Origin of the sequence: Pseudoclavibacter sp. AY1F1 (genome assembly GCF_002931075.1) — a bacterium.
Lineage (GTDB): Bacteria > Actinomycetota > Actinomycetes > Actinomycetales > Microbacteriaceae > Pseudoclavibacter.
In genome coordinates this window covers 15,782-35,920 of sequence record NZ_PSTQ01000006.1, presented here as the reverse complement: position 1 = coordinate 35,920, position 20,139 = coordinate 15,782, and the positions used below count along the sequence as shown (strand labels likewise).

General features: G+C 66.5%; 23 protein-coding genes. 14 read left to right on the top strand and 9 right to left on the bottom strand.

The genetic code is table 11. From position 1 onward, the window contains the following. Window positions 1-3 precede the first annotated feature (3 nt). From C5B85_RS10745 to C5B85_RS10730, 4 genes are all read left to right on the top strand, one after another. The gene (locus tag C5B85_RS10745) at window positions 4-1,635 is read left to right on the top strand and encodes a DNA methyltransferase (RefSeq protein WP_104286036.1); all 1,632 of its coding nucleotides are present in this window, start codon (window positions 4-6) and stop codon (window positions 1,633-1,635) included. A gap of 117 nt (window positions 1,636-1,752) precedes the next feature. Beyond that, complete coding sequence (locus C5B85_RS10740; protein ID WP_104286035.1) at window positions 1,753-2,169, top strand: hypothetical protein; 417 nt, start codon at window positions 1,753-1,755, stop codon at window positions 2,167-2,169. Further along, a complete protein-coding gene (locus C5B85_RS10735; RefSeq protein WP_104286034.1) occupies window positions 2,166-2,648 on the top strand; it encodes a hypothetical protein in 483 nt (160 codons plus the stop codon). The genes C5B85_RS10740 and C5B85_RS10735 overlap by 4 nt, the downstream gene beginning before the upstream one ends. Beyond that, window positions 2,648-3,001 (top strand): hypothetical protein, encoded by a 354-nt coding sequence (locus C5B85_RS10730; RefSeq protein ID WP_104286033.1) that lies wholly within the window; start codon window positions 2,648-2,650, stop codon window positions 2,999-3,001. The genes C5B85_RS10735 and C5B85_RS10730 overlap by 1 nt, the downstream gene beginning before the upstream one ends. Window positions 3,002-3,041: 40 nt before the next feature. Here the strand turns inward: C5B85_RS10730 and C5B85_RS10725 are convergent, their stop codons facing one another. Together C5B85_RS10725 and C5B85_RS10720 are read right to left on the bottom strand one after the other, a co-directional pair. Next, window positions 3,042-4,427 (bottom strand): cytochrome c, encoded by a 1,386-nt coding sequence (locus C5B85_RS10725; protein WP_146077930.1) that lies wholly within the window; start codon window positions 4,425-4,427, stop codon window positions 3,042-3,044. Window positions 4,428-4,510: 83 nt separating this feature from the next. Continuing rightward, entirely contained in the window at window positions 4,511-4,903 is a 393-nt protein-coding gene (locus tag C5B85_RS10720; RefSeq protein ID WP_104286031.1) for a hypothetical protein, read from the bottom strand. A gap of 116 nt (window positions 4,904-5,019) precedes the next feature. Between C5B85_RS10720 and C5B85_RS10715 the strand changes: the two genes are divergently transcribed. The 4 genes from C5B85_RS10715 to C5B85_RS10700 all read left to right on the top strand — a co-directional run bounded on the left by C5B85_RS10715 (window position 5,020) and on the right by C5B85_RS10700 (window position 7,920). Then, complete coding sequence (locus tag C5B85_RS10715) at window positions 5,020-5,232, top strand: helix-turn-helix domain-containing protein (RefSeq protein WP_181064389.1); 213 nt, start codon at window positions 5,020-5,022, stop codon at window positions 5,230-5,232. Continuing rightward, the gene (locus tag C5B85_RS10710; protein ID WP_104286029.1) at window positions 5,232-6,545 is read left to right on the top strand and encodes a tyrosine-type recombinase/integrase; all 1,314 of its coding nucleotides are present in this window, start codon (window positions 5,232-5,234) and stop codon (window positions 6,543-6,545) included. The genes C5B85_RS10715 and C5B85_RS10710 overlap by 1 nt, the downstream gene beginning before the upstream one ends. Window positions 6,546-6,749: 204 nt before the next feature. Then, entirely contained in the window at window positions 6,750-7,037 is a 288-nt protein-coding gene (locus C5B85_RS10705; protein WP_258070723.1) for a M3 family metallopeptidase, read from the top strand. 31 nt (window positions 7,038-7,068) lie between these two features. Next, complete coding sequence (locus C5B85_RS10700; RefSeq protein ID WP_104286027.1) at window positions 7,069-7,920, top strand: phosphotransferase family protein; 852 nt, start codon at window positions 7,069-7,071, stop codon at window positions 7,918-7,920. Window positions 7,921-7,958: 38 nt separating this feature from the next. Here the strand turns inward: C5B85_RS10700 and C5B85_RS10695 are convergent, their stop codons facing one another. After that, on the bottom strand, window positions 7,959-8,654 hold the full coding sequence (locus tag C5B85_RS10695) for a class I SAM-dependent methyltransferase (RefSeq protein WP_104286026.1): 696 nt from the start codon (window positions 8,652-8,654) through the stop codon (window positions 7,959-7,961). A 202-nt stretch (window positions 8,655-8,856) separates the two neighbouring features. Here C5B85_RS10695 and C5B85_RS10690 point away from each other — a divergent pair, with 202 nt between their 5' ends. Beyond that, the gene (locus C5B85_RS10690; protein ID WP_104286025.1) at window positions 8,857-9,204 is read left to right on the top strand and encodes a hypothetical protein; all 348 of its coding nucleotides are present in this window, start codon (window positions 8,857-8,859) and stop codon (window positions 9,202-9,204) included. A 13-nt stretch (window positions 9,205-9,217) separates the two neighbouring features. Here C5B85_RS10690 and C5B85_RS10685 read toward each other — a convergent pair whose 3' ends face one another. Further along, window positions 9,218-9,910 carry a nucleotidyltransferase domain-containing protein gene (locus C5B85_RS10685; protein ID WP_104286024.1) on the bottom strand — a complete coding sequence of 231 codons (693 nt, stop codon included), beginning with the start codon at window positions 9,908-9,910 and terminating at the stop codon, window positions 9,218-9,220. A 271-nt stretch (window positions 9,911-10,181) separates the two neighbouring features. Here C5B85_RS10685 and C5B85_RS10675 point away from each other — a divergent pair, with 271 nt between their 5' ends. Then, window positions 10,182-10,424 (top strand): hypothetical protein, encoded by a 243-nt coding sequence (locus C5B85_RS10675; protein WP_104286022.1) that lies wholly within the window; start codon window positions 10,182-10,184, stop codon window positions 10,422-10,424. 113 nt (window positions 10,425-10,537) lie between these two features. Beyond that, window positions 10,538-10,852 (top strand): hypothetical protein, encoded by a 315-nt coding sequence (locus C5B85_RS10670; RefSeq protein ID WP_104286021.1) that lies wholly within the window; start codon window positions 10,538-10,540, stop codon window positions 10,850-10,852. 38 nt (window positions 10,853-10,890) lie between these two features. Here the strand turns inward: C5B85_RS10670 and C5B85_RS10665 are convergent, their stop codons facing one another. Next, window positions 10,891-11,397 (bottom strand): hypothetical protein, encoded by a 507-nt coding sequence (locus tag C5B85_RS10665; RefSeq protein WP_146077929.1) that lies wholly within the window; start codon window positions 11,395-11,397, stop codon window positions 10,891-10,893. A gap of 52 nt (window positions 11,398-11,449) precedes the next feature. Here C5B85_RS10665 and C5B85_RS10660 point away from each other — a divergent pair, with 52 nt between their 5' ends. The 3 genes from C5B85_RS10660 to C5B85_RS10650 all read left to right on the top strand — a co-directional run bounded on the left by C5B85_RS10660 (window position 11,450) and on the right by C5B85_RS10650 (window position 13,625). Next, window positions 11,450-11,734 (top strand): hypothetical protein, encoded by a 285-nt coding sequence (locus C5B85_RS10660; RefSeq protein WP_104286019.1) that lies wholly within the window; start codon window positions 11,450-11,452, stop codon window positions 11,732-11,734. Window positions 11,735-11,930: 196 nt separating this feature from the next. Beyond that, entirely contained in the window at window positions 11,931-12,860 is a 930-nt protein-coding gene (locus C5B85_RS10655; RefSeq protein WP_104286018.1) for a patatin-like phospholipase family protein, read from the top strand. A 117-nt stretch (window positions 12,861-12,977) separates the two neighbouring features. Continuing rightward, window positions 12,978-13,625: a heme oxygenase (biliverdin-producing) gene (locus C5B85_RS10650; protein WP_104286017.1), complete on the top strand. Its 648-nt coding sequence runs from the start codon at window positions 12,978-12,980 to the stop codon at window positions 13,623-13,625. Window positions 13,626-14,065: 440 nt separating this feature from the next. Here the strand turns inward: C5B85_RS10650 and C5B85_RS10645 are convergent, their stop codons facing one another. From C5B85_RS10645 to C5B85_RS10630, 4 genes are read right to left on the bottom strand one after another with little or no spacing between them, the layout of a single operon-like run. Continuing rightward, window positions 14,066-16,810 (bottom strand): fibronectin type III domain-containing protein, encoded by a 2,745-nt coding sequence (locus C5B85_RS10645; protein ID WP_104286016.1) that lies wholly within the window; start codon window positions 16,808-16,810, stop codon window positions 14,066-14,068. After that, a complete protein-coding gene (locus C5B85_RS10640) occupies window positions 16,807-18,072 on the bottom strand; it encodes a hypothetical protein (protein WP_104286015.1) in 1,266 nt (421 codons plus the stop codon). The genes C5B85_RS10645 and C5B85_RS10640 overlap by 4 nt, the downstream gene beginning before the upstream one ends. Beyond that, window positions 18,069-18,938 carry a heme ABC transporter ATP-binding protein gene (locus tag C5B85_RS10635; RefSeq protein ID WP_104286177.1) on the bottom strand — a complete coding sequence of 290 codons (870 nt, stop codon included), beginning with the start codon at window positions 18,936-18,938 and terminating at the stop codon, window positions 18,069-18,071. Before C5B85_RS10635 ends, C5B85_RS10640 begins: the two co-directional genes overlap by 4 nt. Next, window positions 18,935-20,125 (bottom strand): FecCD family ABC transporter permease, encoded by a 1,191-nt coding sequence (locus tag C5B85_RS10630; protein ID WP_374953095.1) that lies wholly within the window; start codon window positions 20,123-20,125, stop codon window positions 18,935-18,937. The genes C5B85_RS10635 and C5B85_RS10630 overlap by 4 nt, the downstream gene beginning before the upstream one ends. Between the last annotated feature and the right edge of the window lie 14 nt (window positions 20,126-20,139).

The following is a 20,139-nucleotide window of genomic DNA, read 5'->3' as shown; positions in this document are numbered from 1 at the left end:
TGCATGGAGAAGAATCGGCTGTACTACGGCGACAACCTCGATGTGCTTCGTTCGCTGCCGGACTCATCGGTCGCGCTGGTCTACCTCGACCCTCCGTTCAACTCCGCGCGCAACTACAACGTCATCTTCGCCCGTCACGGCGAATCGGAGCACAGCGCAGGTGCGCAGATTCAGGCGTTCGAGGACACCTGGGCGTGGACACACTCCACTGGAGAGCAGTATGACGAGTACGTCGGCGGTGGACTTCCTGTCCGGGTCGCCGAGGCTCTGACAGCCTTTCGGACCCTCGTAGGCGAGAATGACGCCCTGGCCTATCTGGTGAACATGGCTCCCAGACTCGTCCAACTCCACCGCGTTTTGAAGGACACGGGTTCGCTTTGGCTGCACTGTGACCCCACAATGTCGCACTACCTCAAGATTCTGTTGGATGCGATCTTCGATCCTCGATCGTTCCGAAACGAACTGATCTGGCAGCGAACCACCTCGAAGGGGTACCAGACTCGAAAGCTAGCGGCGAACCATGACGTGATCCTCGTCTACGGGAAGACGGACAAGACGACTTGGAACTCGGATGAGGCATTCACCCCATACGACGAAAACGATCTCGACGCGAACACACTGAAGAAGTATTCGCACTTCGATGAGGACGGTCGGCGTTATCGTCTCGCCGATCTCACGGGTCCGAGTGATCCTCGGCCCAATCTGACGTACGAAGTCATGGGTGTCACTCGTCGCTGGAGGTGGAGCCGTGACCGCATGGAGCAGGCCATCGCTGACGGAATCGTCGTTCAGACGAAGCCTGGGTCCGTGCCTCAGCGCAAGCGTTATCTCGACGAACTTCGTGGGAAGCCCTTTGCGGACGTATGGATGGACATCCCTCCACTGAACTCTCAGGCGGCAGAACGTCTCGGTTACCCGACTCAGAAACCTCTGGCGCTCCTCGAACGGATACTCCGTTTGGCCACCAAGCCTGGCGACATCGTCCTGGACCCATTTTGTGGGTGCGGCACGACTGTGGATGCTGCACAGCAGCTCGGACGGCCGTGGATCGGCATCGACATCACGTACATTGCCATCGACCTCATCGTGAAGCGCCTAGTCCACACGCACGGCAAGAACGTACTCGACACCATCGACATCGCGGGAATTCCGCGCGACGCTGGCGGCGCGCAGGCCCTGTTCGACCAAAACCCCTTCGACTTCGAGCGATGGGCAGTCTCCCAGATCAACGCGCAACCGAACGAAAAGCAGGTCGGAGATCGCGGAGTTGACGGCGTCGCTCGATTCATGCTTGACGGAACGGTCAAGAACCTTGGACGCGTGCTCGTCTCAGTCAAAGGGGGGAAGCACCTTAACCCTGCGATGGTGCGCGACCTCGAAGGGACTGTCACGGCGCAGAAGGCGGAGATGGGCCTGCTCATCGTGCAGCATGAAGCCACCCGAGGGATGCTTGATGTCGTGAACCACGGCGGCACGTTCGTGCATCCAGCGAATGGCCAGAAGTACCCCCGATTGCAGATCATCACAACCACTGAGCTGCTCGCGGGCAAACGTCCGGAGATGCCGCCCATTCTGCCGCCGTATGTGCAGGCCCGCACAGCCACTCTCGATTCAGGTGCGTCAACTCTCTTCTAGAGCTTTCCCCAGACAGCACTAGGCAACCGGTCGACTCTCCCTGCGCATGCGTAACTCGCAACTAACTGGATCTGGTGGAGCCCCGTAGACGAAAACGACGCCCCGCATACTGCACTCGTGGACAAGCCAATTCTCCGGATCACCGACTCTGCTGCGGGGAACCCCGTGCGCCCTGCAACGTTTCTGCGCCCGAATCGCCCCCTCGTCCTCCAGGCACTCCAGCAGAAGCAAGCGACCCACGTCGTCTACCCGACCGGCGAGGAACTCCGCGCGATCCCGCACCCGCGAGAGCCGGAGGCCGACCTCGTCTTCATGGCAACAACCATCGTCGTCGGCAGCATGCGAACAGCAACCGGGAGCTGGCGCGTCGACGGGCCGCGCCCGCGCACGCGGCGGTGGCTGGTCGGTGAAGAGCTGGCTGGGCTGGTGCTCCGCGCGCACGACAGCGGCAGCCTGCCGCTCTATCTGCGCCGCCTCACCTCGATCCCCAGCACCCTCTACTCCGCGCCTGTCTCTGCGGAGGAGCCGAGGTGACGGTGTCTCCGGACGAGCATGTCGAGTGCTTTGCGATGGACTCCGACGGCGACGTTTACTGGCCCGGCCAGGACGCCGACGACCTGGCCTTCGCGCTGGAGGAGCGGCACGTCATCCACATCTGCTTTGCCGACGGCCCGAACACCAACATCCTCGGCCAGCCCGGCAAGGACCAGATCATCGCCTCGCCGATCAAGGCGGGCTTCCGCGTGCTGTTCGAGGCGATCACACCGACCAGGCAGGCCAAGCTCGTCGAGGCCCGCTGGACCGTCCGCACGCCCGAGGGCGACCCCGCCTGGGCAGCCGACGACGACCGTCTGCCGCAGCTGCTGTCCCAAGCTTGCAAGACTCGAACCCTCCCGCCCGGCCTGCGAATCTTGCGCCTGATCCAAGGCAGCGCGCGCGAGGTCGACCACCTTGCAACAGAGCGCAAGCCGCCCGAGCGATTCGACGATCCACTCACCGGCTGGAGCTTCTGATGACCGACGACGACTGTGGTTGCAGCCCGCTCCCGCCGCTCGTACTCAGAGCGAGCAGACCGCCGCTCGACGGCCTCGCCGCCCTGATCGCGACCACGCTCGTCGCGGGCGTCGACATCCAGATTCTCTGGCCCAGGCAAGCTCGTCTCCAGCTCCTGGCGGTGCTCGACCCCGAGACAAGCAGCTACCGGCTAGTGCTCCACGACGACGGCCGGATCTACGAGGTCTGCACTCCCGGCGCAGCACCTCGATGGCGGGCCGATGACCCTCGCCTCCGCGACGCACTGGCCGACACCGTCCGGCGCGGCGTACCGACGGCGGCGCTCAGCAGGCGACGGGAGATCGAACCCTGACGTATGAGTCGGAATTGGACGCCCGCGCTGCACGCAGGAACTACTCGTCCTGGTCTACGTTGCCGAACACCCTTGGCGTCGTCTCTTCGACGCCAAGTTCGGCCTCCAGCTCTGCATAGAGACTCGTTCGGTACGGACCCAGACCGGTCTTCTCGAAGTAAGTGCGGTAGTTCTCCACCATGTCAGTCCACACATCACGAGCCCCGGGCACATCGCGCGTCCTGCGGACAATGGTTAGCAGCGCGAGAGGAGTTGAGAACGAGGAATGAACTTCGCCGTTCTCGATGAAGATGCGAGCGACGGCGCGCATCTCCTCCGGGGTGAGCTGATCCGCCAACTGCGCGATTCCACCCATGGCGTATCCGCCCGTTGCCCAATCCTGCGCCCCCTCGATTTGAGCCAGGAGAAGCGGGATGAATTGCCTGCGCTCGAACAGAGTCCGCCCGCTCATGTCAACTAGTGACGGCAGCGGCACTCTCTTCAACGCATCCGTGTAGTGCCTGGCAAGTTCGGGATGAGCAGGAGGTCCAGAGGCGAACGCCTTGTCCTCCACGAGTGCCGATGTGTCGGAAGCCTTGAGGAGCGTCGAGCACTTCGCGATCACATCTCCCCCAACCACGTCCCACGTTCGCGGCAACCAGCCAACTGCGCCGATCATGCGCCGCAGTTTGTGGTCGTCCATAGTGTCTCGTTGCTTAGCAAGAACCTCGGAAACGGCGTCGTGCAAAGCTCCCTCGTCAAATGCGGAAGCTGCGCGCAGGGTGCAAATGTTGCGTCCGGCGACAAGGTTGTCCCCTTCAGGTGGCGCTATCGAGGCCTTCACAGCGAGTTGCAGAATTTGACGCTGGGTCTTCACCCGGGCGCGTGAGAAGTACCTCGTCCGAACGTAGGGAGCAGGGTCCGCGTCTGGCCACGACTGCCCCTTGGTGTCGTCGATGTATCGCTCGACCAGAGCCTTGCCGACGATAGGAGGCTGAGACAACACGCTGTCCACGACCACCACCATGTAGGCCCGCACCTGTTCTTCCGTGATGCTCGGCGATGCCTCCTCGTCCGACTGGAATGAGGGATGCGCGCACACGTTTCTATCGGTGCGAAGACGGTTGAGCTGCTCATGCTCCGCTGGTTCGATCAGCTCGAAATCGGAGAGAGCACGATCCAGGATGCCTCCCTCTACGTCCAGCAACTTCCTGACCTCAGCCTTGCTCCGGTGGCCGTCGATGTCAGCGATGAGGGACAGCGCAGCCTTGTCTCCGTCATCGGCGAGTTCACGAATCTTCCCGAGCAAGTCCTGGACCACAGTGATCCAGAGCGCAATGGTCGCGGTTCTGTATGCGCCCGACGAGTAGGTGCGAATAACTTCGTCGAATTGTTCCCTGACGGCGCGAGATCGCACCGCTCCCCGAAGATCATCCAGTGAACGCATTATCGCTGCCCCTTCATCTCACCCGGTCTTGCAGTCGAGTATCGCCGGACGGCGGTCAAGCTCGATTCCCCGGGGACTTGCGATCAGCTGTCGACAGCGACCTTCTTCGACTTGAAGCTCGCCCGACGCGCCTCGACTGACGTGTGGTCGTACCTCGATTTCGCTGACGAGCGCGCAAGGCCGGACGCGAGGCCGAGCTGCGCCCACGATGCGCCGAGCCGCCGAGCTTCCAACGCGTGGTGGTGCTCGACCTCGTCGAGCAGGGCGCGTAGCTCGATGCATGCGGCGAGCTTGTCCAGGGATGGAGTCGCGGGGTTCGTCCGGCGACGGTGGTCAGCCCTCGACTCACCTCCGTAAGCCCTGGCTGCGATGCGCGCTCGCCTTGCCCGCTGTTCCTTGTCGAAGTAGAGGTCAGTCACGAGCTGCTGTAGCCGCTTCATCGGGAGCGGAATGAAGGCGATATCACCGAATGGCATGACATCACTGTACGAGTAAATCGCACCGCATACTGCCCGCAAGGCGACAATTCCGGGCTTCTCTACCACCCCTCGTACTACACATGCCCCGTAAAAATCACGGAAGGAGGGGCACCATGACTCCCAAACCAACCCGAAATCGCACGTACATCACCGTTCAGGATGCCGCTCTCGAAGTGGCGTGCAGCCCCGGAACGATCCGCCGCCTCATCGAAGCGGGTCGGCTTCCTGCTGTCGACATCGGCACCGGCACGAAAGCCCGGTGGCGCATCCATCGCGACGACCTGCTCAAAATTAGTCGCCAGCGCGAGATCGCCCAGGCCGGATAGTGCCCCGGGAGAGTTCCGCCCACGGGTCGATCAAGGGCGACAAGAAGTCGGGCTTTCGCGGTTCCATCACCATCGACGGAAAGCGTCTCCACGCGCGGGGTGTGACCAAAGGCGAGGTCCAGACGAAGCTCGATGCACACGTCAAGGCGGCGGCGGAAGCGAAGGAAGCTGCCGCGCGAGCGGAAACAGTCGCTCTGGAAACAACCGAACGAGCTGCGGCGGCTGCACGGACATGGGATGCGGCTTTCGAGGGTTGGATCACTTCCAGTTCGCACACCGTGACGACCGTGCAGGGCCACCGGAAGCTAGTGACGGGCATCTTGTCGAAGTCGCGCTGGTGGTGGAAATCCATCGCCGACACAACGACGGCTGAAATCACGACCTGGGTCAACGCGCTCGTGACCAAGCGCGGCACCATGGCGAAACTGAACACGAAGAACATGGTGCTGAGCATCGCGCGGAACTCGGCGGCCTACGCGCTCGGCACCGGCACCTTCGGGCTGGAGACGAACCCGACGACGGCCGTCAAGATTGTTCGCCGTGGCGTCTCACAGCACATCGAGTCGATGACGAGGCCCGAGGTCGAGAAGGTGCTGCGAGCTGCCGAGGAATACTCCTCCAGAGCCGCTGCTCGCTGGGCTATCGCGCTTCACTACGGACTGCGCCCGGCAGAAGTGCTGGGTCTGACGCTTGATGATGTCGCCGTGACGCCCGACTGGATCGAGCTGAACGTCCGCGCAACCCTCGTCCGACTGGCAGGCAACGCGTTCACCGAGACGCTTTGGGTTCGCCAAGACGCGCCGAAGACCCGTGCCGGTCGCCGGGTTATCCCGATCCCCCGCGACTCGGAGGCGGGGTCGCTCCTCCTTACTCATCTGACCGCGCTTGTCGAGCACCGGGCAGCGAACCCGCTGAGTCCAGACCAGCTCGCCTACGTCGCCTCACTCCGCGAAGGGCTGGATCGTTCCGTCGAGGCCGGTCTCGCTGGAACCGACACAGACAAGAAGTTGACGCTCCCGACCAACTGGCTGTTTCCGCACCCGGATCACCACTACATCGCGCACCCGCACGATTCAGACCGAGCACTCTGGAAACGCATCGGCGCTGCGGCCGGACTCGACCTCGTGCCCACGCGGTACACCGCACGCCACACGGCAGCGACGCACATGCTGGACGCCGGAGCGGACGACGTTGCCGTCTCCGAGATCATGGGGCACACGGACAGCGACTTCACCCGGAACCGCTACGCCGATGCCCTAGCGGAACGCAAGAAGCGCCTCGCTGCTGCGCTCTACCAACGCCCTCGCGACTGACTCGACGAAAGACCCAACCACCAAGCCCTCCTGCTACTAAGCAGGAGGGCTTTCGTTGTCTCAAAGTGAATGTCCGACGTGGAATCCGCAGCAGCTGTGACCCGTCGATGACGCGCTACGAAGGGCTCTGACGCGCTACCGACGCGCTACGTGCTCGAACCCAGCTATCGAGCTGCTCCCCGCCGTACTACGAGTTCCCCTTGTTTGCAGGGATCGCGAGCATTCGGGCGCGGCTCCGCTGACGCGCCACGACGCACCCTGCGCACGCGCGGCTACTACGGCTACATCTGGAGCGAGGTGCTCGACGCGGCCACGGTCGACTGGTTCGCGGAGCAGGCGGAGCTCGACGGCGGCCTCCGCGCCGCTGGCGAGCAGTTCCGCAGGAGCATCCTCGAGCCGGGCGGCTCCCGCGACGCGATGTCGCTCGTGAGCGACCTCCTCGGCGGGCCGGCTCCCATCGAGCCGCTGCTGAAGCGGCGCGGGCTGCAGTAGGTAGCCGGGCTCAGAACAGCAGCGTGAGGGTATGTTCGACACCGCCTATGCCGCTCAGGCGGCGGCGGCCATCTGCGCCGCCGCGAGTGCCGCTCTCGAAGCAGCCGGTCGAGAATCGGATCCAACATCATGGACCATGGTCGAACACGGCTCCTCGAATGTCGTCCTCCTCACATCCGACTCGGCCGTTCGCGTCGCACGCTCCAGTCGGGCGGCGGCCGAGAGTCGACGGGCGCAGCGCCTCATCGATGCACTGCCCCAGCTCCCTTTCGCTGTCCCACGATCCTTAGGCCCTGCGGTTGAGGTGAACGGTGTGACGGCGATCGTGCAGGCTCGCATTCATGGCTCCCCGCACGATCCGGGGAGCGGCAACCCGTCTGCAATGGCCGGTCTTCTCGAGGCGATCAAGACCGTGCCGATAGCAGGCATCGCGCCCAATCTCGCCGCTCCCCGAGCATTCATGGGTGGAGACTCGTGGCACGAGCGAATGCACCGAGACGTCATCCCGCTCTTGCTCACCAGCGTCCGAGACGAGGCTCGCCGTCGTGTCGATGCGCTCGCGCAACTGGACGTTGTGGTGCCGGCGCTCACTCACGGTGATCTCGCGGGGGCCAACGTGCTCTGGCACGACGGCCGCGTTTCGGGCGTCCTGGACTGGGACCTCGCGACCGCGCACGACACTGCGGACGACATCGCCTCGCTCGCGAGCTGGCACGGCTGGGAGAGCGTCACCGCGTTCGCGAGCGCCGACGAACTGCGCCGCGCCCGGATTATCGCCGCGACTCATATCCTTCAACCCCTCGCGTTCTCGCTCGTCGAAGGACGCTCGGCGGAGGAAATCCGCCGAGGGGTCCAACGCGCGAATGCGCGGTTGAGCTCATGAGCGATCACTCGCTAGACGAACGCTGAATCGCGCCTCGCCTACCGCTCCAGTACGAAGAAGATGAAGCTCAGGAACGCTGTCCGGTCAACAAGATGCGGCGGGATGAGCTCCGTCGGCGTATCCGCCGCGAACGGCGGCTCGGCGACCGTCACAGTGCTGAAGCCAGTCTCGGCGAAGGCATCGGTCATCGCGTGGAGGGGCCGGTGCCAGTACGTCAGCTCGGCCTCGGTTCCGTTGAACGTCGAGGTCGAGGTCCACTGCCCAGTCGCGAAGTAGTCGCGTTCGGGGAACATCAGGCGGTAGATGATCGGGTGATGCACGGAGACGACCAACCGTCCGCCGGGCTTCAGCACGCGGCGGAGCTCGGTCAGGGCGGGGCCCCAGTCTTCGAGGTAGTGGAGCACCAGCGACGCAGCCACGCGGTCAAAGCATCCGTCAGGGTACGGAAGCTGTCTCCCAAGTTGAGCCACTTGCAGGTCGGCAGCGTCGCCGAGCCTGCGCCGAGCGATCGCGATCATTTCCGAGCTCGCGTCGAAGCCCGCGACGGTCGCGCCACGAGACGTGAGCTCCGCCGCCAGTGGACCCGCCCCGCAACCCGCATCGAGCACCTGCTCTCCCAGCACGTCTCCGAGAAGCTCGAGCATGGCCGGCCGCTCGTAGAAGCTGTTCACAAGGTTGCGCTCGTTGTCGGTCGCGTAGTCGGAGGCGAACGCGTCGTAGTGGCCGGGTCTCATGCGTCCCATCCTGCACGAGCACGGGGATGCGAGCTCCCGGCCCGTCGGCAGAGACTTCTCCAGAGGCTCAGCGGCCAGGAAGTGCAAGGCCGCAAGTCCGATCATGGCAGGTCCTGTCCGTGACGCACGGCGATAGGACGCGGAGGACGGGTCGCGGTGCTCTCTGAGGCACCGCCCAGAGTGGCATGTTCGTGTGGAGCGCATGGAACTCTTCTGGGCTCTTCTGCTCCTGGTGTTCGCCGGAGCGGCGTCTCTCGTCGACGTCGTTCGCCAATCGAGAGCTAACCCCGACGAGAAGATCCCATGGCTCGGTAACCCACCCCGTTTGCCGAAGTGGTGGTTCCTCCCCCGCCTTGTCATGGTCTTCGCGATCATGGGCGGCATCAATCTGTTGTGGAGAGCCGCTGGTATCGCCCCGTGGATCGCTGGCGTCGTCCCAGTGGTGGCCATCGCCGTACCTGCGCTCTGCGTGCTCATCGCCCACAACCGACGCGTCGCAGCTGCCGAGGCGCCACCCGCCCACGAGGCAGTCGACGAGGTCCAGAAGTGAGCTCGTCTCTGGTCTAGCGGATGAACCCGGCCTGCAGTCGTCCGCCAACCAGTCGTAACTCCGCTTCAACCTGATCAGCGAAGGTGAGGAACTCGAGACCAAGGAACGGAGCGGCGAGAGCGGCCGCCCGCTCGGGGTCCCACGCGCGCAAGGCCCGCACCAGGTGCTTGCCTGTCGCGAGCCACCGGCCGTTGGTGAGCAAGATGAGCTCGGCAGTCTTGTCGAATAGCAGACCGGCGGTCACGCGCTGCTCCAAGACGTCGCTGGCGTCTCGCAAGTCGTCGAGGAGGTCCGTCACCTCGTAGCGCCGAGTTGCGAGCTCATGCTCAGACACCTGCGGGCCCGCTTCGATGATGGGTCGCCAGTGATCGCGGAGTGCCGCGAGCTGAGTTCCTCCTCGGACGGGAAGACCCTCCTGGAGCATGCTGAGCAGAACCGGCCGGTGACCGGACAAATCACTCCTGACCCACCTCGCGAAGTCGGCCTCAGTGTAGGAGAAGAGCTCGATGACCTCGCGCTCGTATGCCATGCTCGCCGCCAGGCTCGTGCGCCCGTCGTCGAACATAGCTTCCGGTCCGATCAGCAGCAGGTCGATGTCGCTCGTCGCGGTGCGTCGGCCAGTAGCCGAGCTGCCTGCCAGGACGGCGATCTCGGCGCGCGGAAAACACTCCGCGACGAAGGCGGCGGCGACCTCGGCTGGCTCCATGACACGAGCCTAGGACTTGGCACACATGTCTGCCGCCCAGACGGACTGCGTTTCGGTTCCGCGCATCCAGACCTCACCCTCAAGGCTGGACCTATGCTCGTGTGATGTCAGTGGTGAAAGCGGACCCCCAGAGCGCCGACGCAATCGTGGATTCGTCCCGCGCCGACAGCAATGTCGGCCTGCTCGCAGTTCTGGGGGTGTTTGTCCTCGGGATCCTTGCGCTCAGTCGCGACCAAGGGATCGACCAGATGCTGACGTACACGGGGCCGCGATGCAGCGCGACCACGGCCCGCGTTCGTCCGCCGCGCTGAACTACGGCGAGGCGAAGTCCGGCGCTGACCTAACGATCCTTGTCCTCGGTGCCGCCTGGCTCGCGTACATCGGCACCGCCGTCAGTGTCGCCAGCAGCGGGCCCCGTCCCTTCGGCCCCGCGTTCGGGATTCTCTTCCTCCTCTCGGTAGTCGTCATCGCCGTCCCGGTCACCTGGCCCGTTCTCGAGCACTCGTGGCGCTGAGCGCTCTCGCACCCGCCCCACAAGGGGCCGCCCCGCGCCCGCCTCGCGGCGCAGTCTGGCGCCCCGTCCTCGGCTGGAGCATCACAGCCGGGATAACCTTCGTCACGGCAGTTATGACGCTCGTGATCGGCGTATTCCTTGGCCTGAGCGTCGGAGAGATGCTCCACTACGGCTATGCCAACTCGAGCGACACCTGGACCGTGCCCAAGGGACATTACGAGGAAGCCGTCCTAACGACCGGCTTCTCGGCTGCGGCGCACTTCCTGGTCTGGATCGTGAGCCTTGCGGCGGCGGCGATCACAGCGGCCTGCACACATAAATCGGTCTGGTGGTCGCTCGGCATCATCACGGTCGTCGTTGCCCTCGAAATCAGCGCCGTCATCGTCATCCAGCATGTGCGGTTCGAAGCTGGCGTGTACCTGGGCTGAGAACTCCGCTCCGCTGCCACCGCAGCAGAACTTGCTGGCTAAATCTGCGCCGCCGCTTGGAGGTCGACCACTCGCATGACCTCGCGCTTCGGCGAGAGCTGCACCAGCTTGATAGCCGCCCGGAAGGCGTCGCTGTCCCGATCGCGAGCCACCTGGATGCGCCTGCGCAACGTGCCCAACTGGACGTCGAGTTTCTCCGCCGCTTCGGCGACCGAAATACCGGGGAGCTCGTCGCGCGGCGTCGCACCGATGGCCTCCGAGGCGACTCTGTTGCGCTGCGCGGCACGGTCGCGCGACTGCTGGGCGCGGGCTTCACGCTCCTGAGGGGTGCCGCCGAACCTCGTGGTCGCCGTCGCTCCGGTGACTCCAAGCGATGCGCCGATCTGAGCCCACGTCGATCCGGTCGCTCGCGCCCGCTCGACAGCCTCGACGAGCGCCACTTCCTCGAACCACCGGGCCGCGTCGCGCGTCGCCGTCACTCGGGCAAGTGGATCGCCGCCGACAGGAGCGAGCACATCGAGAGCAGCTTCAAGTGGTTCACGCATAGCGTCCATCTGACCGAGCGTACGTCGAACTTCGGCCGGTATCGTCGGCGCCATGCAGAGCGACGACGACCGGTTCCCTGCCGGCTTGGCCCCAAATTGGGAGTTCCGGTTCGACCCGGGCGAACCCGAGCCGGCGACGCCGACCGAGGATCAACGCACGCGGCTGACGCAACTGCAGGGGCTCATCCCAACAACAGGTCACGCCCCACCGCTGCAGCACCGGGAAGAACTCGCAGCGGGACTCCGCGCGCTCGTCGCAGAAGGGTTGACTGTCGACCTGTTGGCGGTGGAGCTCCGCCTCCCGCTCGCCGTTATTGAAGGCGCCGCAGAGACCTGAGATGCCCGCGCGGCCGTCGCAGCCCCACACGATCGGCCTCGGCAGGCGTAGCATTGCGCCCATCGTGATTCGACGCTAGGAGGTGACACCCATGAACGCAGGATTCACAGTGGGTGCTCCCAGCCACTCACGAGCGCGCGACTAGCAGCATCGCGTCAGGGAGCGCCCGCCACGCACATTGCGAAAGGCAACGCCCATGGACACAATCTCTTCTTCACTTTCTTCGCCCGAGACGAACCGCGGCCGACGCGCCCTCGTGCTGGGCGGCGGCGGCTCCACCGGCAACGCCTGGCTCATCGGCGTGCTCGCCGGGCTCGCCGACTCGGGCGTCGACCTGACCACGACTGAACGGATCATCGGCACCTCCGCAGGGGCGACCGCTGCCGCTCAGCTCACTGGCGCGACTCCCGCCGAGCTGCTCGAAGCAATCCGGATCGCAGACGCGCGCTCCGCCCACGCCGAAGCCGCACGTCCAGCGCAGGCAGCAGGGTCAGCCAATAGGCCCGTCGTCGACCATCTCGAGCGGATGCACTGGCTCATCGCCGAGTCCACGGACGCGGGCGATCTTCGACGCCGACTCGGCGCGTCGGCACTCGAACGGCTCGCTGCGTCTGACGGCGCCTGGCAGGATCGCTGGCGGAGCACGGTCGCCTCGCGCCTCCCGGTTCTCGACTGGCCGTCGCACGAAGTGCTGCTCACGGCGGTCGACGCCACAACTGGCGAGCCCGTTGTGCTCGACCGCCACAGCGGAGTCGACCTCGCCGACGCCGTCGCCGCAAGCACCTCGAGTGGGCTCCCCTACCGGATTGGCGACCGCTGGCTGATCGACGGCGGCTTCCGCCGCAACGAGAACGCTGACCTCGCCGCGGGGTTCGAAAGCGTGCTGGTCCTCGCGCCCTTCTCTGGGAACAGCTTCACGCCACCGGAGTGGGGTCTGCAGTTGGATGCTCAGCTCGCCGAGCTGCGCGCATCCGGCAGCCAAGTCGCCACGATCTACCCGGGCGACGAATTCGACCACCTCTTCGGCGCAAACGCCATGAACCTCGCGCTCCGACCAGCGGCCGCCGAGGCCGGGTTCGCGCGAGGAAAGCGCTTCGCGGTAGAGAACGGCTCCTTCAGGGTGTAACGGGAGGGTGAAATCTTCCCGAAGAGGATTCCCAGCGGAAGTAAGGGTGACCTAAGCTATGAGCATTCAGCTTTCGGCGCGACCCCCTCGCGCCGTTCCCGCCCGAAGGGATCCCCCATGACCATCGTCACTGACACCGCGACGACCATCAGTGCGCGCCTACGCGAGCGCACGTCGCAGGCCCACGAGAGCGCTGAGCGTTCCCGGTTCCTCGAGCGGCTTCTCGGCGGCAACCTCGGCGTCGACGCCTGGGCTGCACTGCTGCAGCAGTACGGCTTCATGTACGAGGCACTCGAGAACGCCGCGGTGCCGGTGCGAGAAGGTGGCCAGTTGGGCGAGATCCCTGCGGTCGAACTCGACCGTGCGGCATCAATCGCCGCCGACCTCGAGGCGCTCGCGCCGCGCCTCACCCAGCCGCTCCCGGGCGAGCTACCCGCGACTCGCGAGTACGCGGACCGCATCACCGCATCCGCCGCCGACCCTGCTCGCTACCTCGCGCACCACTACACGCGCTACCTCGGAGACCTCTCGGGCGGCCAGGCCATGCGCGTCATGCTCGACCGCACCTACGGGCTCCCCGCGGAAGAAGCGACGTTCTTCGACTTCGCCGAGATCCCCGCGATCGTGCCGTTCAAGCGCGTCTACCGGACGCAGCTCGACGAGCTCGCCTTCGACGAGGCCGCCATCACCCGCCTCCTCGACGAGGCGAACGCCAGCTTCACCTGCAACGAGCGCATCTTCGAAGAGCTCGACGCGCGCTTCTAGGGACCGCCGCGCAGGAGCGCGAAGGGAACGGCCCGCATCCACTCAGATGCGGGCCGTTCGCTTCGCCCAGCCCTGCGAAGCGTCCATGGCAATGCGAGTCACCGCGAAGCGTCCATGGCAACGCGAGTCGCCACGAAGTTGTGGCAACGCGAGTCGCCGCGAAGCGTCCATGGCAACGCGAGTCGCCACGAAGTTGTGGCAAAGTGCTGCCGGGCCGTCCGACAACAGCACTTTGCGACAACCCTGCGCGACAACCATGCGCCCAGTCATGCGCCCGGCCGCGCCTCGGCCCGACAGGCAGCTCGCGGCATCAACCCCGAGCGCAACCCAGAGAGTTGTGGTGCAGTGCGGTTGGAGCGCGCGGCAACAGCATTCCGCCACAACTGTGTGCTCAGGGCCGCGTGCCCAGGGCACGGGCACGGGCACGCGCCGCCCGGCGGCTAGCCGAAGAGAGTCGGGTCGAGGCCCAGTTTGCGGCGCACCAGCAGCGAGATCGACCAGTTGAGGCCGGCGACGGCGAGCACGCCAGCTCCCCCGCCGAGCACCATGGGCGCGCTGATCTCGCCGAGCTGCAGCCCGGAGGCCTCGCTGGCGACGGCCACGGGGCCAGCACCGGACTGCGCGGCTCCCCCGTTGCTCGTCGCGACGCCGGCAGCCGGTGCCGTAGTTGTCGGCACCGGGGCTGCAACGTTCGGGGTGCGGGCGCCGCTCGACGAGTTGCTCTGCGTGATCGGCGGCGCGGCCGGGGCGCTGTAGCTGCCCGGGGATGGCGTGTAGTCGCCCTCGAGGCTGACTGTGAGCGGAATCGCCGGCTTATACGTGTCGCGGGCCCCGTTGGAGGTGAACCAGTACGAGAACTGGCCGGTCTCCTTCTGGAAGTCGATGAAGTCCGAGGGGAACGAGCCCCAGTAGCTGGAGTTCAACGCGGTGCGCTGCGCCTGTCCCGTCGCAGTGGCCTCGTCACCGCCGACAACGCCTTGGGATTGCCCGGTGCCGCCGTACGAGACACCGATGTAGTCGGGAGTTGTCGTGATGACGTCGCCGCTCGTGTCCACGCCAGTGAGGCTGGCCAGCGTGATCGTGCGGTCAGCGAGCTGCACCCATTTCGAGGAGTCCGTCATGGAGGCGCCGTAGCCGGATGCTGTCGCGGTGATCGTTCCCTTGCCGCTCCCGTCGACCTTGAGTAGGGGGTCGGTCGCGGTCCAGTAGGTGAGCCCCCCGTAGAAGGCAACCGTGAAGCTGCCTCGCCACTGCACGCTCAACTCGGAGCCCGCGCGCGTGGCCTCGCCGCCCGTGATGCGCACCTGAGACTCGGTGTGGGAACCGAGACGGTTCGTGGAGACGTTGGTGCCGGTGCGGTCGACACACTTGGTCGCCCAGCTCGCCTGCTGGAAGTCGTTGCCGTTGGGCTTGATGATCGTCACGTTGCCATCGGCGGACCGGTACTCGCCGGCGTTCCAGAGGCGCGAAGAGCCGGTGTCGCCCGCCCTGCCCGCCGAGAGGAAGTTGCAGCCGCCGAAGAAAGCGCCGCTTGTTGCCTCCTTGTTGAGCCCCCAGTAGAAGGTCGCGCCGTCGGTGGATGCGTTCCCGCCGTCGGTGGGCGTCGTCGGGGCGGTGGTCGGCGGGGTTGTGGGCTCTGCGGTCGGGTCAGGCGTCGGGGCGGTCTCGGTCGCCGTGCGCACGGACTGGGTCACGGATGCACCGGCGGAAGTTGCGAGGTAGGGGGTCACGGTGACCGTGTACTCGGTGTCGGCGGCCAAGCCGCCCGAGACGGTTGTCGTCGCCGAGCCGTCCTCGGATGCGGGGGCCTGCACAACCGAACCGATCGGCGTGCCGCCCTGCGCGAGCTGCAGCTGGTAGGCGGTCGGCGGGCCTCCCGCCCCTGTTGGCCAGGTGAGGTTGACGCCGAAGGACGTGCTTGTGGCGTCGACGATCGTCACGCCCGGTTGGGCGGCGGCCCCGAGTGGCTCTACGACATCGACCCGTAAAGGCTGGCCGTTCGCCAGCGTGATGGGCGTCTGCGTCTCCCCGTTGCGGACGGCGAGGCTGAAGTCGTGGGTGCCGAGCGGGAGCGCCGAGACGTCCCAGACGCCGGCCCCACCTCCGTTGACGATCGGAACAGGCTCACCGGCAAGCAGCGGCAGCTCGATGCCGTCGCCAGCGAGCAGCACCGCGTCACCCGCGACATCTGCACCGAGGTTCGCGATTCCCACGCGAAGGCCCTCCGCAAAACCGAGCGGCACGCGGTCGTACGCCGGCGTCGCCGACGGGGAGGTATCGAAGCGCAGCTCGAACGGCGCTGCGACCTTCTTGGGGTCGGCCATACCACCCGACGAGTACCAGTAGCTCGACTGGCCGGTCTCGGCGTGGAAGGCGACGAAGTCCTGCGGCCACGACCCCCAGTCACCGGTGCGGGTCTGTGGGGTGCCGACGCTGCCCGCATCCACTTGCCGGTAGTCGGGCGTGATCGTGGCACCTGACGTGCTCAGCTCGGCGGGGGTCGCCTCGATCGTGGCGAGGGTCACAGTGCGAGGAGTGAGCGGCTGCCACTTCGACGGGTTGTCCATGTCGGCGCCGTAGCCGCCAGCGGTGCCTTTGAGCGTGCCCTTGCCGTTGGTGAGCTCGAGTGTGAGGTCTTCGACGGACCAGTAGGTCATGCCGCCGTAGAAGACGACGGTGAAAGCGCCGTCCCAGGAGATGCTGGCTGTGCCAGACTCGAGGTCGACCGTCCCGCGGCCGTCCGCGAGGTTGATCTGGTTCGCGCTGGTCGATCCGGCGGCCGTTCCGACTTTGCCGCCACCCGCATCCAGGCACTTGGAGTCCCACGTGACCGGCACCTGGTTGCCTGCCGCGTCGGGCTTCGTGATCGACACGTTGCCCTCGCTCGCTGAGTACAGGCTGTCGTCGGTCCAGAGCGCCGACTTGCCGTTGTCGCCGGATGCCCCTGCCGAGAGAAAGTTGCAGCCGCCGAAGTAGGCGCCGCCACCGACCTCGTCGTTCATGGTCCACGAGAGATCGACGCCGACGACGGGTGTCGACGCGGCCTCTGCCGAGTCTGCGGCCATCAGGCCGAAGCCCGCGAGGAGCCCGGCGATGCCGATCCCCGCCAGTATCCGGGTCCCGATTCCCGGAGCGGGCAGTCGTCGCCCGCGGGGAACGTCCGCGGCCTGCACTTCGTGCGTCACCGTGCGTCCTCCCGGCGGCCGGCGGCGCTCGACAGGATGAGCGTCGGAGCGTCGCGGTCGTCGGCGACTGCCGCTGCATCTACCCCAGTCCCCGTCCCTGCACCGGCGTCTCCGAGCGGGCTCGGGTGGCGCGGGGCCGGAGCATCCATGGCGAAGAAGTCGACGAGCTTGTCGTTCTCGAGCGGGGCTGGACCCACGGGAAGGTTCACGAGGCCCTGCTGCGCGGCGGCCGCACCGAGCCTGCGGCGGGCGCGTGCCTCGCGCTGCTCCTGTGCAAGCCTGACCGACGCCGTCTTCCTGCGCTGCTTCTCACGTTCCTGCAGTGCCTTGCGCTCGCGCTGCCCTCGCACCTTCTCGAGGGCCGCCGGGTTGACGCCGAGCAGGAGGCTCTTCGCTGCGAGGTACGCGCCGATACCCACAGCGAGCGCGACGACCGTGAAGCCAACAAGCAGCATGACGGGTGCGAGCACCACGAGCCACGCGAGGGCGTCGCCGACGGAACCGAGCCCCTGCGTCGAGGCGGAGTTCTGCGTCACGGTTCCGACAGGCGCCGACGTCGCGACCGGCCCGGCCTCCGCCGGTGCCGCCTGCTCTGCAACCGCCGCGGGGGCGTCCGCCTCCGTCTGCTGCACGGTTCCGGCTGCCTGCGGCGCGACGGCCGCCGCACCGCCCGCGAAGGTGAGGGGCGTGAACGACTCGTTGTTGGTGTTCTTCACGCCGTGTGCGCCGATCGTGATGATCCCGCACTGCACGGCGTTGCAGTCGACCGAGGTCGCATTCTGGTTGCGGTCGTAGGTCTGGAACACGGCGCCGGGGATGCGCAGCGTGCCCGACCAGGTGCCATCGGCCGCGACCTCGCCGCCGTTCGCGGCGTAGGAGGTGGACCCGCCCGGGAACGCGGCGAACAGCTGGTACCCGACGGGGTTCGTCTCGTCGTCGTAGACGTAGCGGTAGTCCTCACCGGTCACGCCTCCCGCACTCGGCTTCCACGAGCCGCCGCTCGGGTCATCGACCCAGCCGAACAGCACGTAAATGCCTCCGAACCCGCCCTGCACCGACTGGAAGCCCGAGCCGGAGACCTGGATCTCGCTCTGCGCATCCGCCGTTGGCTGACCTGAGATCGTCACCTGTCCGGCGGCGTGCGCGGGCGTGGCGCTGAGTCCGACAACGGCGACGCCGAGGGCGAGCGCCGCCGCCGCGACGAGGGAGACGGCGAAGCGCGCAGGGGTGACGCGGTGCGCCCGGGAGGTGGTGGCGTTCATGCGTTCTGCCCTTCTGCGGCGGGGGTCGGTGAAGTCGAGGAGGTGCGCTTGGGCACGACGATCGGGGCGCCCGTGAACGGGTCCTCGAGGATGTGCACGGGATGCTCGTAGACCTGCGAGATGAGCTCGGCCGTCAGCACCTCGGCTGGCGGCCCGTCGGCGACGATTCGTCCCCGGCTGAGCAGTGCGATGCGGTCGGCGTAGGCGGCCGCGAGGTCGAGGTTGTGCACGATGATGACCACGGCGCATCCGGTGCTCGCGTAGCTGCGCACGAGGTCGAGCACCATCTCCTGGTGCTTGAGGTCCATGGCCGCGGTCGGTTCGTCGAGGAGCATGACCGAGGCAGTCTGCGCGAGGACGCGGGCGAGCGCGGCCCTGGCGCGCTCGCCGCCCGAGAGCGACGGGTAGTGGCGGTCGGCGAAGCGGTCGATGTCGGTGCGGCGCATCGCGCCCGCCGTGATGAGGTCGTCGCGATCACGCTCGCTGACCTGCTGCCACGGCGCGCGCCCCATGTCGACGACCTCTTCGACCGAGAACGGGAAGGCGATGTCGACCTGCTGCAGGAGCACAGCGCGGCGCATGGCGAGCTCGGTGTTCGTCCAGGCGTAGCTCGGGAGGCCGTCGATCTCGACGGTGCCGCTGCGCGCATCCACGTCGGCCGTGATGACGTTGATGAGCGTCGACTTGCCTGCGCCGTTCGGACCGACGAGGGCGAGCACCTCTCCGGCGCGGATGTCGAGGTCGAGTCCTTCGAGCACGGTGCGCTCGCCGAAGTCGACGCTCACGCCGCGCACGGACAGGACCACCTCGCCCGGGGCGGTCGCCCGCGGCTTGCGGATGGGGTTCCTGAGGATGGAGCCGATCACGACCACGCACCGCCCTTCGCCCGGCTGCGCCGGATCAGGTAGAAGAAGAACGGACCGCCGATGAGCGACGTCAGCATGCCGATGGGGAGGTCGGCGTACTCGACGAGGGTGCGGGCTCCGAGATCGGCGATCGTGAGCAGCAGGGCGCCGCCGAGCACCGAGCAGAGCAGGAGCGCACGGTGCGAGGGCCCGATGATCATGCGGATGATGTGCGGCACGACGAGCCCCACAAACGCGATGATGCCGGCGAACGCGACGGCCGCCGAGACGAGCAGGGCGACGTAGATCATGACAAGCAGGCGCACCCGCTCGACGTTGACGCCGACGTGGCGGGCCGCCTTCTCTCCGAGCGACAGCAGGTCGAGCTGCCTGCCGATGCCGATCGCGAGGATGCACCCGACGATGATGAGCGGTGCCACGAGCCAGACCTGCTCCCAGCGGGAGCCGTTCATGCTGCCCATCTGCCAGAACACGATCTGCTCGCGCGCCTGCGTCGGCGCGCTGAACGTGATGAAGGCGATGAGCGCACCGCAGACGGCATTGACCGCGACACCGGTCAGGATGAGCGTGATGACGTCGGTGCGCCGGCCGGAGCGCGACAGCGAATAGACGACAAACGTCGTGATGAGACCGGCCACGAACGCGAACGTCGGAGTCGTGAACGGGCCGAGGAACGTGAGGCTGAAGAGGATCGAGAAGCTCGCCCCGACGGCCGCCCCTGCGGAGACGCCGACCGAGCCCGGCTCGGCAAGCGGGTTGCCGAAGATGCCCTGCATGAGCGCGCCCGCGACGGCGAGCGCCGCGCCGACGAGGACCGTGAGCACCAGACGCGGGAAGCGGACCTCCGCGAGCGCGGCCGCCCCGAACTCATGGCTGGGGCCGGGAAGCCAGTCGATGCCCACCTGGTTCAGCAGGAAGCCGAGCACCTCGAGCGGCGGGATATAGAGCTGGCCGATCATCGCTGAGACGAGGCAGCCAGCGATGAGGAGGATCGTGAGGACCGCCGCGAGCAGCGATGCCCTCGCCTTCTTGGAACGCGGTGGTGCATCCGTCGGCTCGGCAACCGGCTCTGGGCGGCGACGTTCTCGCACCTCGGCGCGGTCGAAGAGGGTTCGTCGCTTCGGCTGACCCGTTTCTGCGCCGGTTCCTGGCCTCGGGGTGGTGCTTGGCGGAGTGGTCGTTGTCACGTTTGCATCTCTCA